16 protein-coding genes and 1 pseudogene are annotated in these 16,688 nt (G+C 44.0%); 13 read left to right on the forward strand and 4 right to left on the reverse strand.

Features of this window, described 5'->3' with window-relative positions; translation table 11 throughout:
- Nucleotides 1–24: 24 nt before the first annotated feature.
- Nucleotides 25–696: a cyclase family protein gene (locus MHI48_RS14740; RefSeq protein ID WP_036616002.1), complete on the reverse strand. Its 672-nt coding sequence runs from the start codon at nt 694–696 to the stop codon at nt 25–27.
- Between the two features lie 163 nt (nt 697–859).
- Between MHI48_RS14740 and MHI48_RS14745 the strand changes: the two genes are divergently transcribed.
- The 3 genes from MHI48_RS14745 (at nt 860) to MHI48_RS14755 (ending at nt 3,828) form a co-directional block, all read left to right on the forward strand.
- On the forward strand, nt 860–1,054 hold the full coding sequence (locus MHI48_RS14745) for a hypothetical protein (protein ID WP_017688524.1): 195 nt from the start codon (nt 860–862) through the stop codon (nt 1,052–1,054).
- Nucleotides 1,055–1,235: 181 nt separating this feature from the next.
- Nucleotides 1,236–3,206, forward strand: a complete 1,971-nt coding sequence (locus MHI48_RS14750) for an ABC transporter substrate-binding protein (RefSeq protein WP_405144472.1) — start codon at nt 1,236–1,238, stop codon at nt 3,204–3,206.
- Nucleotides 3,207–3,237: 31 nt separating this feature from the next.
- Nucleotides 3,238–3,828 (forward strand): nitroreductase, encoded by a 591-nt coding sequence (locus MHI48_RS14755; RefSeq protein ID WP_405144474.1) that lies wholly within the window; start codon nt 3,238–3,240, stop codon nt 3,826–3,828.
- Between the two features lie 106 nt (nt 3,829–3,934).
- On the opposite strand, the gene MHI48_RS14760 is transcribed toward MHI48_RS14755, so the two are convergent.
- Nucleotides 3,935–4,342 (reverse strand): MerR family transcriptional regulator, encoded by a 408-nt coding sequence (locus MHI48_RS14760; protein WP_036615998.1) that lies wholly within the window; start codon nt 4,340–4,342, stop codon nt 3,935–3,937.
- A 148-nt stretch (nt 4,343–4,490) separates the two neighbouring features.
- On the opposite strand from MHI48_RS14760, the pseudogene MHI48_RS14765 reads away from it, so the two are divergent.
- The 3 genes and pseudogenes from MHI48_RS14765 to MHI48_RS14775 all read left to right on the forward strand — a co-directional run bounded on the left by MHI48_RS14765 (nt 4,491) and on the right by MHI48_RS14775 (nt 8,174).
- A pseudogene (locus tag MHI48_RS14765) lies at nt 4,491–5,345 on the forward strand (aldo/keto reductase).
- A gap of 256 nt (nt 5,346–5,601) precedes the next feature.
- The gene (locus MHI48_RS14770; protein WP_405144477.1) at nt 5,602–6,735 is read left to right on the forward strand and encodes a serine hydrolase domain-containing protein; all 1,134 of its coding nucleotides are present in this window, start codon (nt 5,602–5,604) and stop codon (nt 6,733–6,735) included.
- 296 nt (nt 6,736–7,031) lie between these two features.
- Complete coding sequence (locus tag MHI48_RS14775) at nt 7,032–8,174, forward strand: DUF4309 domain-containing protein (protein WP_405144479.1); 1,143 nt, start codon at nt 7,032–7,034, stop codon at nt 8,172–8,174.
- A gap of 102 nt (nt 8,175–8,276) precedes the next feature.
- Here the strand turns inward: MHI48_RS14775 and MHI48_RS14780 are convergent, their stop codons facing one another.
- Together MHI48_RS14780 and MHI48_RS14785 are read right to left on the reverse strand one after the other, a co-directional pair.
- Nucleotides 8,277–9,245 carry a DMT family transporter gene (locus MHI48_RS14780; protein ID WP_340936012.1) on the reverse strand — a complete coding sequence of 323 codons (969 nt, stop codon included), beginning with the start codon at nt 9,243–9,245 and terminating at the stop codon, nt 8,277–8,279.
- A 160-nt stretch (nt 9,246–9,405) separates the two neighbouring features.
- Complete coding sequence (locus MHI48_RS14785; protein ID WP_405144481.1) at nt 9,406–9,966, reverse strand: TetR/AcrR family transcriptional regulator; 561 nt, start codon at nt 9,964–9,966, stop codon at nt 9,406–9,408.
- 200 nt (nt 9,967–10,166) lie between these two features.
- Here MHI48_RS14785 and MHI48_RS14790 point away from each other — a divergent pair, with 200 nt between their 5' ends.
- The 7 genes from MHI48_RS14790 (at nt 10,167) to rbsB (ending at nt 16,563) form a co-directional block, all read left to right on the forward strand.
- Nucleotides 10,167–10,574: a cupin domain-containing protein gene (locus MHI48_RS14790; RefSeq protein ID WP_405144483.1), complete on the forward strand. Its 408-nt coding sequence runs from the start codon at nt 10,167–10,169 to the stop codon at nt 10,572–10,574.
- 311 nt (nt 10,575–10,885) lie between these two features.
- Nucleotides 10,886–11,875 carry a LacI family DNA-binding transcriptional regulator gene (locus tag MHI48_RS14795; protein ID WP_405144485.1) on the forward strand — a complete coding sequence of 330 codons (990 nt, stop codon included), beginning with the start codon at nt 10,886–10,888 and terminating at the stop codon, nt 11,873–11,875.
- A complete protein-coding gene (gene rbsK / locus MHI48_RS14800) occupies nt 11,868–12,746 on the forward strand; it encodes a ribokinase (protein WP_405144487.1) in 879 nt (292 codons plus the stop codon). Before MHI48_RS14795 ends, rbsK begins: the two co-directional genes overlap by 8 nt.
- Nucleotides 12,746–13,147: a D-ribose pyranase gene (gene rbsD, locus MHI48_RS14805; protein ID WP_017688515.1), complete on the forward strand. Its 402-nt coding sequence runs from the start codon at nt 12,746–12,748 to the stop codon at nt 13,145–13,147. Before rbsK ends, rbsD begins: the two co-directional genes overlap by 1 nt.
- A 14-nt stretch (nt 13,148–13,161) precedes the next feature.
- Nucleotides 13,162–14,643 carry a sugar ABC transporter ATP-binding protein gene (locus tag MHI48_RS14810; protein ID WP_405144490.1) on the forward strand — a complete coding sequence of 494 codons (1,482 nt, stop codon included), beginning with the start codon at nt 13,162–13,164 and terminating at the stop codon, nt 14,641–14,643.
- 10 nt (nt 14,644–14,653) lie between these two features.
- Complete coding sequence (locus MHI48_RS14815) at nt 14,654–15,616, forward strand: ABC transporter permease subunit (protein ID WP_370511443.1); 963 nt, start codon at nt 14,654–14,656, stop codon at nt 15,614–15,616.
- 14 nt (nt 15,617–15,630) lie between these two features.
- Entirely contained in the window at nt 15,631–16,563 is a 933-nt protein-coding gene (gene rbsB / locus MHI48_RS14820; RefSeq protein WP_036615972.1) for a ribose ABC transporter substrate-binding protein RbsB, read from the forward strand.
- Nucleotides 16,564–16,688: the final 125 nt, after the last annotated feature.

Genomic DNA, 16,688 nt, shown 5'->3' on the forward strand with positions numbered 1-16,688 from the left:
TTTACCTTATGTATATAAAAAAAATCAAGCTTCCGTAAAAACTGTACTGAAGCTACTGTCAACACCTTCAATATATAATGGAACAGCATATACCTTTTCAATTCCAGATAAATTATGGTTTAAATTCATATCCTCTATAAGTAGAATGAACTTGCCATCAACCCGACCTTTCCCGAGCATAATTTGATGAAAAGCGATAGCTTCATCCACATGAATCACAGAGCCTGAAGAGATCATATCCATCCCAACTGCTCGCAATGAATCAAAAACCATCAGGTAGCTTGCAGCATCCGCTGCAAATCCTGGGTTATGATCACTATAACGAATAGGGTCAGATGATCGAAACTTGCCAAAACCTGTACGTATGAGCAGTAGATCAGAGCCAGCGATCTGGTGCTCATACGGCTCCAGGTCAGCTTTGGTAATAAGTTCATCATTACCTTTGGGAATATCGAGGATTGTTGGATGAGTAAAGATAAAATAGTCTATTGGAATCTCGCTTATTTTTAGACCTTGCGGATTGAAATGCCAAGGCCCGTCAATATGAGTTCCATTATGGTTGAGGGATGTGATGATAAATTGGTTATACAGGTCTCCTTGATCTATGCTGGACTGCTGCTGAATCTCAACAGAAGGGTTATCTTTATAAACGGGAGTATTTACACTAAGAGGATAGGACAAGAGGATCCGCTTCATCTATTGTTCTCTCCTTTATGTCACACAGGATTTATATAATGTTTGGTGAATGTATGGACTCATATTATGAAAGGAATCGGTACTTCATGCATAAGCACAGCTCTATTATGGAAAACTTCTGTAGTGTGATTAAATAGCATGATTCCTATGGGAGGTTAGCATAGTGACAAAGCAGGACCCGCAAGAGCTTTTGAAGCAAAAACATGAACTGGATGAACAAAAAAGACAGTTCACTAATTTTTCCCGAAATATTTCAGGTCATGGTGAGGTTGAAGCTGGTCAAGAGTTCAGTGTTGACCGAGTGCCAGATGACCAAAACCGTATGAAATCGGTTGAGAACAGACGCGGCGAAGTCTAAAACGTTACAACATAAGCCGATCCTTTCATGGATCGGCTTATTCGTGCGTAGCATTTTATCTAACAGGAAGATATATGTTGTAGTTGAGAATGATTATCGATAGAATGGAGAAAAGTGAAAATATCCGCTGATTTTGCTGATGTTTTGCTAACTTAATGGGTTGTGGAAGGTGAAGGAAGAGATGCACGTAGAAGAGCATGTGAAGTTATGGAATCTGGCCTCAATTAAAATATGGGATGTGCGTCACGTCGTCGTGCGCGCTGGCGAACCCATCCATGCCTATCGATTTCCAATTAGCGGTTTTATATATACAGTTCGCGGCAATGCAACGATTACGCTGGATGACACGATGTACGCGATCGATCAGATGCAAGTCTTACATGGAGGCAAGGGGGTATGGATGAATATCTCCCTGAGCGAGGATTCATTCGAATTTTATTTGATGTTTTATCGGGCTAATTTGTCGTTATCCAATACTCGTGAGAATCAAGCTCTGCTCAGGCAACATGTCCCGTTTCACGTGCAATATGCTTTCGCCCCAAGCTATCCCATTGACTTATATGATAAAGTCCAAAGAATAGAGCAACATTGGGAACGGACGGATGCGTTCTCGAAATTTCAGGTAAAGACGTTATTTTATCAATTTATTAATGAATTAATGAGGCAGTTAAGTGCACAAGGAATTGAGACTGCCAAGCCCGATCTGGTAGCTCAAGCCGTTCGTTATCTTCAAGAGAACTACATGTTGCCCGTTATGGTCGATCCGCTCGCAGAACTTCTGGATTGCAGTGCAGGGCATCTGTCGAGAACGTTCAAGAAAGAGACAGGCAGCAGTCTGATTACCTATTTAACTCGGATACGGATGTACAAAGCCAAGGAGCTGCTGTTGCACATAGATGCATCTCTTCAGAAGATTGCCGAGGCAATCGGCATTCCAGATGTGATCTATTTTAATCGTTTATTTAAAAAGCATGTTGGCCTTTCACCAGGTCGGTTCAAACAAAAATGTATCGCCCTGCCAACCGGTCAGAATAATGCTATTCAAGAATCAGAATTGTCCATTGTCAGTCCCATGCATCGCGGTTATGATCCTATTGATGATGATAATTATTATCAATACAACTCAAAAGGAGAATCACTTACATCTATGAGATCGAGAAAACCCGTTGCATTGCTTTTGATGCTCAGCCTTACTTTATTAATATCAGCCTGTTCCCCTTCTCAGGGCAGTTCAGCAACAAGCAGTAATGGAACAAGCGGTAACAATGCTCCAACCACCGAATTCGCGCAATCCACCGAATCAGCAGTACAGGAGCGTGTTGTTAAGCATCCTTGGGGAGAAACGGTCATCAAAGGTGATCCTCAGCATATTATTTCGTTGTTCCCGGCTGCAACTGACTATTTGTTAGCACTCGGTATTGTACCCCAGGCAGCATCCAGTAATGAGGAGGGGAGTGATCAGTTTCCTACCTACCTGTCCGATCAACTACAAGGAAAAGAAAATCTGGGCTGGCAGGTTGATCCCAACTACGAAAGCATATTGGCGGCAGAGCCAGACCTGATTATCGGTCAGGATTTCATGAGTGATGCCTATGACAGCCTCAGCAAAATTGCCCCTACCTTGCTGGCAGAGAAGCTGCAGGACGAGCAAGGTATTATTCGTATGAAGACAAGCCTGTTACATATGGGAGATATGTTAGGGAAGACGGATCAGGCCAAACAGGTCATTGAAGAATACGAAAAGAAAGCTGCAGAAGCCCGTGAGAAAATCAAGCAATCCATCGGAGACGAGACCGTGATGTTCCTGCGTTTATCCGATAAAGAAGTGCGTTATTACAGTAAAAGAAACTATGAGGTTCTGTACGACGATCTAGGCCTGACACCTCCTGTATCCATACCTGACCCGACAGATTCAATGAAAGTAATCTCCATGGAGTCGTTACCATCGATTAATCCCGATCATATTTTCCTGTTGTCATCAGACGAGAATGAAACGACAGAATTGCAAAAAACAGCAGTGTGGAAAAGCCTGAATGCTGTTAAAAACAACAATGTCTACATCGTTGACTACGGCTTGTGGTTCCAAGGTCCGGGAGGACCCATTGGACAGAGCAAGATTATCGACGAAGCGGTAAATTTCCTTACCCAATAAATAAGGAAACTAGACAGGAGGATTAATGCATATGGAAACGTCCGTCGTAGAGAAGCTCATTCGTGAACGAAGAACCATTCGTCAGTTCAATGGCAAACCGCTAGCGAAAGAAACGATCATGCACTTGCTGGAAGCGGCCGTGTGGGCACCTGTTCATTCCCGTAAAGAGCCATGGCGCTTCATATTATTTGTAGAAGAAGGTCGGAAGCAATTTGCTGATGCGGTGCTACATACGTTTTCCAAAGATGAGCGGGAGCGCTGGACAGAGAAGTTGCAAAAGGACTATTGCGAATCTATCCAAGCCCATCTGCTGGTTGTGATTGAGACTGATCCGAGACAACGGGTATGGGAAGATGCTGTGGGGGCTAGTGCTGCCCTTATTCAAAATATTCAACTCCTGGCATGGGAGCAGGATATCGGCGTAGTGTGGAAGACAAATGAATATAATTTCGATCCTGATTTCTACTTCAAGACCGGTGTGAGACCAGGGGAGAGAATTGTTGGCACACTTCATCTGGGGTACTTTGATCAGGATAAGATTCCCAAGCCTCGTCCTCGTACTCCAGCAGAAGAGTTATTGACCTGTGTCTCGGTGGCAGGAGAAGACGCGCAACAGCATTAGTTGCCATTAGTAACGTACTATCAGATGTTCAAAAATTCATAGAATATTTCTCACCAAGCCGCTAAATTAGCGGCTTTTTTGGCGATCTTTGAATTTTGCGTAACAGTCAGGCTTTCATTTTGTTCCAATGTCCCGGATTGGTATCATCTGGGATGATTAAGTTAATAATATCCTGATAATGGTCTGCTTTATTGATCATATATTGGACTCGTTGTTGGGCTTCTTCCAACTGAGCAAACGCGGCTTCCTTCTGCCGTAAAATGATCTCATAGCGCTTTTGTATGGTTGAGTTCCCCTCAAGGCAGAGATCCACATAAGCTTTAATTTGTTCCACAGACATACCGCACTGTTTTAGATATTTTACACCCGTAAGCCAGTTTACGGATTCTTCGTCAAAAAGACGGTTATTGTTTTTGTCGCGTTGCAGATTTGGAACGAGCCCTTTATCTGTATAGAAACGAACCGTATGTTCGGAAAGGTCGAGCAGTTTGGCGACTTCTTTGACGTTATACATGACGAAACTCCTTATGTCTTCAAGTATGGAATGAAAAATGATAGAAAAAGATTGACTTCGAGTTACTCGAAGGTGATACCCTAAGTATAGTTTAAGGTTATTAGACTGTAAATCTCAAAAAATTATAACTAACAAGGAGTGTCACTCGATGGAATATGTTACGTTGAATAACGGAGTTCAGATGCCTATTTTGGGATATGGTGTGTACCAGATTGCTGATCAGGAAGAATGCTAGAAATGTGTGCTTGATGCAATCAGCGTTGGGTATCGTTCTATTGATACAGCACAAGCCTACCGTAACGAAGAAGCCGTGGGCCGCGCTATTCAAAAAAGCGGAGTACCTCGAGATGAATTTTTCATCACGACCAAGGTATGGATTTCAAATGCAGGGTATGAAAAAGCCAAAGCATCCATAGAGGAATCTCTGCGGAAACTCCAACTGGAATATCTGGACCTGGTCCTGATCCATCAACCGTTTAATGACTATTATGGAACATATCGAGCTATGGAAGAGTTATATAAAGCGGGGAAAATCAAAGCTATCGGAGTAAGCAATTTCTATCCGGACCGATATATCGATCTTGTTCAGTTCAGCGAAGTCGTACCGGCAATTAATCAAGTTGAAACCCATGTGTTCAATCAGCAGACAGAGGCACATGAGATCATGAAAAAATATAATACGCAGATTGAATCCTGGGGACCATTCGCGGAAGGCAAAAATGACTTATTCACGAATGCGACGTTGCATGAAGTAGGTCAAAAATACAACAAATCGACGGCCCAAGTCGCTCTGCGTTTCTTGATTCAAAGAGGAGTGGTTGTTATTCCGAAAACGGTCAACAAAAATAGAATGGAAGAGAACTTCAATGTATTTGATTTTGAATTGACCTTGGAGGATATGGAAAAGGTAGCAGCACTGGATACAGGAACAAGCTCCTTTTTCTCACATTATGATCCTCAAACCGTAGAATTCTTGACTGACTATGGCAAGAAAGGACTGTAATCCAACTTATTCAATATCGTGCTCATTGTAGACGAACTTATGAAATTACAACAAGCCAGACAGATCATCTGTCTGGCTTGTTGTATTACAGGAAGAGAATCTCAGTTAACCAGCTGTTCCTGTTACGATCATTGAAGCAATATAGATGGTAGTCAATCGTTGTAAAAGGTCGTATATTAATAATATGTCGATTGTGGGAGGGAACATGTACCACATCGCAAAATGATAAAGATTTTACATAGAAGGACGGGAAAAAATGGACTTTAAACCGCTTGCTTCATTTATTGACCGCATTACATCCTGGCGTATACCGTGGGCAGAGGTGCTGGTGATGCATCGAAATGATACCGTTTTCCATTATCGTAATGGATACGCCAATCTGGAAGAGAAAACACCTATCGGTGATGGAGCGATCTTCAATCTATATTCCATGACCAAAATTATGACCTGCGTGGCAGGATTGCAACTGGTGGAGAAAGGGGCAATGCTGTTAAGCGATCCCTTATCTGATTATCTGCCAGAGTACGCTGAGATGACGGTTAAGAAAACGATGCCGAACGGGGAGATCCGACTGGAAAAGGCGACAAGAGCCATTACAGTACGTGATTTGTTCACCATGACTGCCGGGTTCTCGTATGACGTTGGTTGTCCAAGCATTCAAGAAGCTGTAAAAAGCACCGATGGAACATTGCCAACACGTGACTTCGCGAGAGCGCTTGCGAAAGAACCGTTGCTGTTTGAACCAGGGACACACTGGAATTACAGTATGTGCCATGATGTGCTAGGAGCCTTGGTGGAAGTGGTAAGTGGCAAACGCTTTGGTACGTATCTGCGGGACGAAATCACCGGACCCCTTGGCATGAACGATACAACGTTTAATCTGAACGATGAGCAGCAGACACGTCTGATTCCACAGTATGCTTACAATGATGAGCTTGAAAAGGCTGTACGTTTGGACGGCAATGGATTCCGTGTGGGTACGGAGCTGGAAAGCGGCGGTGCAGGGTTGCTATCAACCGTTAGCGATTATGCACGTTTTCTGAACGCGCTTACTGGGCATGGTACGAGTCCCGAAGGCGTGCGCATTCTGTCACAAGCTTCAGTGGAACTGATGCGAACGGACCACCTGAACGAGATGACTCGTGCTGATTATTCCTGGGATCATATGTATGGATACGGCTATGGACTGGGTGTTCGCACACATATCTCCAAAGCAGGAAGCGGCTCACTGAGTCCAATTGGCGAATTTGGATGGAGCGGCGCTGCTGGTTGTATGGCTATTATTGATCCGGATTCAGAGCTTACAGTCATGTATGCACAGCACCTGCTGAACAGTCAGGAGCCGTACGTTCAACGACGCTTACGAAATGTGGTATACTCCTGCCTGTAAATCATATCGTATTCGAAGTTACTTGAAGAGCCGCTAAATAGCGGCTTTTTTATGTTATATGAGTCGAAATCTATTAATTAGTTTGTTATTTCTTTATTAGAAAGGGTATGTTATCATTCTTAGGAAAATAGTACTAGTAGGAGGATATGCTTATTGAACATGAACTTAAATTCATTACATAGTTTGATCAAGATTATACTCTAGCAAGTACCTGTTTGAATGTTGAGATTGTGCACGGTTTAATATTAGAAAAGCGATGTTAGATTTTTATTTTTTTACTCAAAGGAGAGTCATCGATGATACACCCTAAACACAATGCAAAATGGGCTTCTCTGGCCTTACTTACCTTAATCGCCTATGTTCTGAGCGCATTGCTTCTGCTACCACCTAATGCCGCTGCCAAAGGAGAGCAAATCTCCGCCAAACAGCTCGAAAGTATGAGCCGGCTTTCATTTACGCTTCGTGATGCCAAGCAAACGGCTTACACCGTTTATATTTTTGCTTATGATGAACAGAAGAGTACACTAACCGAAGAAAATGGTTGGACCAACAATAAAAAAGGCGACAAGAGTTATTCAGGAACGTATCGTGCAGCCTTGCTGAAAAAAGGTGCAGCATACGGAACTGTTCAGGCAGCAAAACTGGATCTGAGTACGATTATTTTGCCTCAAACCTGGAACTTTGTTGTGAAAAGCAAAGAGGCTAGTACACCAGACATGCTGATGATCACCGATTGGGGAACTTCTAATTTCAATGAGGTGAAAACGTATATTGTTCGTTCCGGGGAATTGCGCCGTGTAACATATGTCGATAATAAGGGGAAAAAAATCGACGATTCCTACTCTGCAAGCAGAGATGATGGAATCCGTACTCTTTCAGGTGCTCGAGTGCAGTTCAAAAATTACAACAACCTTCAATTCGTCTATGGGGTTGATACATTTAAGTTGAATGTGAATAAATTGGAAATGCGGTTGGAAGATACGCGTAACCTTCGTTCAAAAGGTTGGCCGAACTCGGGTGTTGGCGATCGCGCTTACCTGAAAAGCCTGAAGGAAGCCGCTTTAAAGGGTGTGTTGCCAGGCCGGACGGACATCAAGATTGGTATGACGCTTCAAGCAATGCAAAAAAAATTGGGGAAACCCAATTCTCGTTCAAACGGGGAATGGGGAGCGTACTATTATTATTCTAAATTCGGCATCGGGTTTGATTCATACATGCACGAGCTTAGCAAGAAATCACGTATTGCGGTTATCCAGCTGTACAATGAAAAGCAGTATCTCTCACCATGGAATGTGAAACGATGGATGGGAAAACCCACCTCGGAATATTATAATGAAGTTGTGGGTGGTTATGAGATGGAATATGAGCTGGGTAAGCACACTATAGTTTTTAATTATTTGGAAGAAGAAGACTTAATTGACTTTACGAATATATATTAAGGTATAACATCGTAAAGAAATGAAGCATAGCTTAATCACATTTACATGAAAAGCCGCTAATTAGCGGCTTTTTTTGTTATCCATGAAAGTGGGACGCGTAGTCTATTTCATTGGAGTGTTATTAGAGCTTTGCACAGAACGTACACGATTGACTAAATAAATGCCGACTGACACGAACAGTAATGCGACCAGATTTTTCAGTTCCATGATCGTTTCCCCCAGAAATAACGCTGATAATAAAGCTCCAAATACAGGGATTAGGAAGTTATAGACAGACACTCTTCCGACCTTGTTGTACTTGAGAAGCATATTCCATAGACAAAATGCGACAGATGACAGCAAAGCCAGGTAGATTAAGTTACTGGTGGATTCCAAGGTGAAATGGGTGACACGACCGCCGAGTGATAGACCTAACAGCGTAAGTACCAGTCCCCCGACGAATAAGCTGACACCTGTTATGATCAGAACATCGATGGTGGCGGTGAGACGTTTTGCGTAAAGGGCCGTAACAGAAAAAACAAGTGCTGCTATAATAACGAACCCTTCGCCTGTGAATGAAAAGGAAAAAGCAAGCAGATCCGTATGGAAGTTTACGATGATTACACCAACGAATCCAAGCAAGCAACCAACGATTTTATTTCTGCTTAATTTGTCGTTTTTATAGATGAAATGGGCCAGAACAACACTGAAAAAGGTCGTAGTTGCGTTCATAATGGAGCCTTTGACACCTGTCGTATTGGCTACGCCAACGTAGAAAAACATATATTGCAAACCGGTTTGCAATATACCTAACATGATGAGGCCTGTCCACTGAGGCTTGGTTAATTGGAGCTTCTGTTTTCTAACGATACGAGACAGGAGCAAGAGCAGCATACCCGCCAGTGTAAACCGGTATCCAGCAAATACATACTTGGAAGCAATATCTTCCGGCAGAATGTTAAACGCGATATATCCAAGTTTGATGGATGGGTACGCACTTCCCCATAACAAGCAACACAGGCTTGCCACGAGCATGACAAAAATGGGATCACTAAATTTACTCGGTTTCTCAAGGGTATTTCTCTCTATCACTTTCGATCTTCTCCTCACATTTCATGTACATATGTATGTATGAATCTATTAATATCCTCACTGACCATATCACATATCGCTAATCTTTGTAATGATAATTAATAAACCGCTCTTCAGCTGATAAGAATATCAAGAAGGGACGCTTCATGAGGAGTCTATGTTATAGATTCCTTTCTAGTAACATCCCTACTTGTTCTGCGACAATGTGAGGTTGCCGGGGTAATCCATTCGTGAAATAGGATTCCACGATACCAACGATTGCTGTACCAAAGAACGTGAGAATCACTTCTTTTGTTAGTCCTTTATTTTTTCCCTCCGTCACATTCACCTCATCCTCCAGTTCTTCAATGACGAGAGCCAGGAAGCGATTGCGGAAAAAAGGGGCTCCTTTACTCAGTAACATAACCGAGAAAAATGAATAGTGAACTTCAAAATAATCGAACCAGAGTACATTGCTTTCTATAAAATCCAGATCGGATGCTTCCTTGCACAATCTTCGTAGTTCATCGATATGTTCTTCAATTAATTTATCCAGCAAGTCAAATTTGTCCGAATAGTGATGGTATATCGTTCTGCGGCCGACATTTGCATAATCAGAGATATCTTGCATCGTAATGGTATCAAAAGGTTTCTCGTTCATGAGTTTGATAAAGGCGGATTTGATCGCTTCCTGAGACTTAAGTATTCTTCGATCTGTGACAGAAACGATAGTAATCACCATTCTTTCCAGAGAGTAATTGCACAAATGTTGTTCCTTTGCGCCATAAGGCACAGATCGGGTTCATTTGATCCTTGCAGAGGCAGTGCAATTATTTTATATTATACACAAATGTGCGATATCGCACGTATGTGTGTAATCACTCTTAGGTCAACATAGGAGCAGGACGCATTAATCAATAAGGTCACACTGGAGGAAATAAAATGGCTAAACATGAAGAAGTTAAAGATGGAGTGATATTCCCGGTAGGAGAAAAAAACGAAGCATTTTCGCAATATTTCATAGGGCAAAGTTATCTCCAATCCTTGGTTGCTGATCCCAAAGTGAATGTGGGTGTTGGGAATGTAACGTTTGAACCGGGATGCAGAAATAACTGGCATATCCATCGTGGTGGATTTCAGCTGTTGTTAGTGACTGGTGGGGAAGGTTGGTATCAGGAAGAAGGAAAACCTGCCCAATTCCTCAAAGCCGGCGATGTTATTGTGACTCATGATGGTGTAAAACACTGGCATGGGGCCGCTAAAAATAGTTGGTTTGAACACATTGCAATCACTTCGGGTACACCAGAATGGTTGGAACCTGTTACAGATGAAGTTTATGGGGAGTTATAAAAATAAACGCTATGAATTGATTTATTCGAAAATGGTACTATCTAATTTGTTAAATTAAAGGCTAATTAAGTTCAGGAGCTTGCTGATTTTATGTTGATCTGGGTGCCATCACTCTGAGTTTTAATCGAGTGATGGCCTCTTTACGTCTATGAAGTATCGATCTTCCTGACAGGAGAAAACCATGATATAGATGGATTCCAGTGCACTTTATGTATACTTGGAGAAATTTCCAGAATGAAAACGCTTGTCAAATTGAAAATAATATGATAATTTAATGTCTGTAACCGGTTACACATAGAGGAGAGCAACTTATGACAACAATTAAAGATGTAGCTCAACTGGCTGGCGTATCTGTTGCCACCGTATCCAGAGTCATTAATGATAGAGGTTATGTTCATGCCGACACACGCAAGAAAGTGGAAGATGCTGTGAAGGCGCTTAATTTTTCGCCAAATGAAGTGGCCCGCTCATTATATAAGCGCAAGTCCAAACTGATTGGCCTGTTGTTGCCGGATATTACGAACCCTTATTTCCCGCAGTTGGCCCGCGGCGTAGAGGACCGGATGCAGGAGCAGGATTACAGACTGATATTTGGAAATAGTGATGAGGATGAACGGAAGGAGCAGGATTACATCCAGACGTTTATCCAGAACAATGTGGTCGGTGTGATCTCTTCAACGAACTATCCTCATTCTTCAATATATGAAAACCTGAAGATTCCCGTCGTGTTTCTGGACAGAACTTCACTGGATCGTCCATCCGTGTATGCGGATGGCAGGGAAGGTGGAAGACTAGCTGCAAGGGAGATTATCAAACGCGGCAGTCGCCGGATCACAGTTATGCAGGGACCGTCACAGATCAGACCCGCTCAGGATCGTTTTGAAGGGGCGATTGAAATCATCCGTGATGCTGGGTTAGACTACCGGGTAATCCAGACGACCTCATTTTCAATTAATGAGGCAAGTGTGTGGGCTGAAGAATTATTCAGGAAGTATGCGGATACAGACGGGGTCATTGCGAGCAATGATATCGCAGCCATGGCAGTACTGCATGAGGCATCACGGATCGGAAGAAAGGTTCCTGATGACGTACAAGTGATTGGTTTCGATGATATTCCGATGAGCAGCCTGTTATCGCCGGCATTGTCCACCATCCATCAGCCAGCATACGAGATGGGAAGAGAAGCGGCGGGATTACTTATCCAGCTTGTGGAACAAGCTGCAGTAGAGAACAAAAACATACAGTTGCCCGTAAGTTTCATCGAACGGGGCACTACGAGAAAGGTGAGATCAGATGGCTAAAATATGTGTAATTGGAAGCAGTTCGATGGATCTGGTTGTTACTTCGTCAAGACGGCCGGGAGCGGGGGAAACCGTTCTTGGCGATAGCTTCAAAACAGTTCCTGGTGGCAAAGGAGCCAATCAGGCTGTTGCCGCTGCACGATTGGGTGCAGAGGTTGCAATGATCGGCCGGGTAGGCGACGATGCTTTTGGTAAAGATATTGTAGAGAACTTTAGAGCAAATGCTGTAAATACGCAAAATGTGAAACCGGTTACACATTTAGAAAGTGGAACGGCTCATATCATTCTGGCAGAAGGTGATAATAGTATCGTAGTGGTTGAAGCGGCGAATCGGGAAGTCACTCCTGCGTATGTCGATGAAGCAGCTGAAGTGATCCGCGATGCAGATATCGTATTAATTCAGCAGGAAATTCCGGAGGAAACGGTTGTTCATGTAAGTACATTGTGTGCAGAACTCGGAACACCGCTGCTGCTTAATCCCGCTCCGGCGAGAACATTGCCCCAAGAAGTGATCGACAATGCCGCATATATCACGCCAAACGAGCATGAAGCCGAGATTTTGTTTCAGGGCATGAGTCCTGTACAGGCATTACGTCAGTATCCTAACAAGTTGTTCATTACGGAGGGCAGTAAAGGTGTACGGTACTTTGATGGCACTGACGAAATTCTAGTCCCAACTTATAAAGTTGAGGCTGTTGATACTACGGGGGCAGGGGATACGTTCAACGCCGCATTTGCAGTTGCTTTGGCTGAAGGAAAAGCGTTACAAGAGAGTATACGCTTCGCCAATCGGGCTGCATCGTTGTCCGTCACCAAGTTCGGAGCGCAGGGTGGCATGCCGACGCGTGATGAAGTAGAGGAGAGCTTGTAATGAAAAGAAATGGCATGTTGAATAGTCACATTTCCAAGATTTTGTCGGATCTGGGCCATACGGACATGATTGCGATTGCGGATGCAGGTCTGCCGGTACCGGACGGGGTACTCAAAATTGATCTGGCCCTCAAACTGGGAACACCAAGTTTTCGCGAAGTGGTGGAAGCGATCGCTGAAGATATGGTCATTGAGAAAGTCATTGTGGCTGAAGAGATTTGCGAAGGCAATCCCGTAGCCATGCAATTCATCACAGAGAAATTCGGGGTAGAAGCAATCGATGCTTCCGTCAGCCACGAACAATTCAAAGCATTAACACGGCAGGTGAAAGCTGTTATCCGCACAGGTGAAGCCACACCTTATGCCAATTGCATTTTACAATCGGGAGTCCATTTCGGTTAAAGGGAGGTTGCGTAATGCACATTCAGATGCAAGACATTTATAAAGCGTTTGGAACGAATCAGGTGCTGAGCGGAGTGGATTTTGAACTAAAGGATGGTGAAGTTCATGCCCTGATGGGGGAGAATGGAGCCGGCAAATCCACACTGATGAACATCCTGATTGGTCTTCATCAGCGTGATCAGGGAACCATCACCATAGACGGAGAAGAAAACTATTTTGCAAGTCCGAAGGAAGCCGAGAAACTGGGTATCACATTCATACATCAGGAACTGAATGTATGGCCTGAAATGACGGTGCTGGATAATCTCTTTATTGGTAAGGAAATGACATCATCATTCGGATTGCTCAACACAAGACAAATGAAAGCGCTTGCCAAAGAACAGTTCGCCAAGCTTTCCGTAGACATACCACTGGAACGTCCTGCGGGAGAGTGCTCTGTCGGGCAGCAACAGATGATCGAGATTGCCAAAGCGCTAATGACAGATGCCAAGGTCATCATTATGGACGAGCCAACAGCAGCACTTACGGAGCGTGAGATCCAGAAGCTGTTTGGTGTAATCAGCTCGCTGAAGAAGGAAGGCGTATCCATCGTCTATATTTCTCACCGAATGGAGGAGATATTCACGATCTGTGACCGGATTACCATCATGCGTGACGGAAGAACGGTAGACACACAAGCTATTCCGCAGACAAGCTTTGATGAAGTGGTGCGGAAAATGGTAGGTCGTGAACTTACCGAGCGTTATCCTGTCCGGAATCCTTCTTATGGTGAAGTTGTCCTCGAAGTAAGGAATGCAAGTAGCAAAGGTCTATTCGAGAATATTAACTTCACCGTGAGAGCGGGGGAAATACTCGGTTTCTCAGGACTCATGGGTTCTGGACGAACAGAGATCATGAGAACCATCTTTGGTTTGGATACGTTGGATAGCGGTGAAATCTTCATCCGCGGCAAAAAAGCGAACATTCGTAAACCGGCAGATGCAGTGAAACATGGAATCGGGTTTATTACAGAAGACCGCAAGGATGAAGGGCTGGTATTAGACTTCTCTATTCGCGAGAATATGGCGTTGCCAAATCTGTTCAGTTTCTCAAGCAAAGGTTTCATCTCAACTTCAAAAGAACAAGACTTCGTAGATACACTGATCAAACGTCTACAGATCAAAACGCAATCCTCCGAGACGGCGGCAAGGAATCTATCCGGGGGTAACCAGCAGAAGGTGGTTATCGCGAAATGGGTTGGTATCGGACCAAGCGTACTTATCCTGGATGAACCTACCCGCGGAGTGGATGTCGGGGCGAAGCGCGAAATCTATGAATTGATGAATGAACTGACTGACCGCGGCGTTGCAATCATCATGGTATCGTCGGAGCTGCCTGAAGTGCTTGGCATGAGCGACCGGATCGCGGTTGTGCATGAGGGACACATCAGTGGCGAGGTTGCAAGGGAAGTAGCAACACAAGAACACATTATGACATTGGCCACAGGGGGACAGTGATATGACAACAATGCAGGAAAACAAAACGGCTAAAAGCGGATTCCGTTTCTCAAACGTGATACAAAAATTGGGACCGCTGCTTGGCTTAATCATTCTTATTCTCATCGTATCGGTGTTGAATCCAAGTTTCTTGGAACCGCTCAATATCTTGAATTTATTGCGTCAAGTCTCGATTAATGCGCTGATTGCCTTTGGTATGACGTTTGTTATCCTGACGGGTGGAATTGATCTGTCGGTCGGCTCAATCCTGGCTTTATCCAGTGCTTTTGTAGCAAATATGATGTTGTCTGGTCTCGATCCGATCTTGTCCATCATTATTGGTGTAGCACTTGGTGGTGTCATGGGTATGGTGAACGGACTAATGATTACCAAAGGTAAAATGGCTCCGTTTATCGCTACATTGGCAACCATGACGATATTCAGAGGACTGACATTGGTGTACACCAATGGTAATCCAATTACAGGACTCGGGGATAACCTGTTGTTCCAACTATTTGGCCGCGGTTACCTGCTGGGAATTCCGGTACCTGCAATCACGATGCTGATTACCTTCATGATTCTGTGGATTGTTTTGCATAAAACGGCTTTTGGTCGTAAAACGTATGCCATCGGCGGTAATGAGAAAGCTTCCATTATCTCGGGTATCAAAGTTAATCGCGTGAAAATTATGATCTACTCCCTGACAGGTATGCTCGCTGCTCTGGCAGGTGCAATTCTGACATCGCGTTTGAATTCAGCGCAACCAACGGCAGGTACATCCTACGAGCTGGATGCGATCGCAGCAGTTGTATTGGGTGGTACAAGTCTTGCTGGAGGACGCGGACGCATCGTTGGTACACTGATCGGTGTTCTGATTATCGGCGTGTTGAATAATGGATTGAACTTGCTTGAAGTAAACTCATTTTATCAAATGGTTGTAAAAGGTATCGTCATTGCCATTGCCGTCCTGCTGGACCGCAAGAAAACAGCATAAGGAGAGAAGCGAATATGAAAAAGTGGACTGTAACACTCATAAGTATGCTGATGATCATCGTTCTGGCCGGGTGCTCTCTGGAGCCACCGGAATGGGCGAAACCTAACCCAAACAAAAGTAACGGACAGAAGAAAATAGGTTTGTCGATATCTACACTAAACAATCCATTCTTTGTATCACTGAAGGACGGGGTAATGGCTGAAGCCAAAAAACAGGGAATACAGGTCATCGTGGTGGATGCGCAGAACGATTCGGCCAAACAAACCAATGATGTGGATGATCTCATTCAGCAAGGTGTTAGTGCACTTCTGATTAACCCCGCGGACTCTGCAGCGATCTCCACAGCGGTTCAATCCGCTAATAGTGTGGGCATTCCTGTGATCACGCTGGATCGCTCCGCAGATAAAGGCGAAGTGGCGGCACTAGTGGCATCGGATAACGTTAAAGGTGGACGCATGGCAGCTGAATATTTTGTGGAACAACTGGGTGAGGGAGCAAAAGTCATTGAACTTGAAGGTGTGCCTGGTGCTTCCGCAACAAGAGAACGGGGTAAAGGTTTCCATGAAGTGGCTGACAAGCAACTTGATGTGGTTTCCAAACAATCTGCTGATTTCGATCGGTCCAAAGGATTAAATGTCATGGAGAACTTGCTACAGGGTAATCCTGACGTGCAAGCGGTATTTGCCCATAATGACGAGATGGCACTTGGTGCAATTGAAGCGATTCAAAGCTCAGGTAAAGACATTCCGGTCATCGGATTCGATGGCAATGATGATGCAATCAAATCCATTCAGGATGGGAAATTGACAGCAACAGTCGCTCAGCAGCCTATACTGATTGGCCAATTGGCGCTGCAAGCAGCTCTGGATGTGCTCAGTGGCAAGCAGGTGGAGTCATCGATCCCCGCTGAATTGAAGCTGGTAACCAAGGAAAATGTGAATGAGTAAATCATCATAAAACATGTATCTTCTTGGACATGAACATAGAACTATACTAAGCCGCTAATTTAGCGGCTTTTTTCATTTTGGAAGAAGCGTGCGGGGATCACATCAATCAGATTATTGACTTTTTA

Source organism: Paenibacillus sp. FSL H7-0942 (assembly GCF_045040715.1).
Classification (GTDB): domain Bacteria; phylum Bacillota; class Bacilli; order Paenibacillales; family Paenibacillaceae; genus Paenibacillus; species Paenibacillus amylolyticus.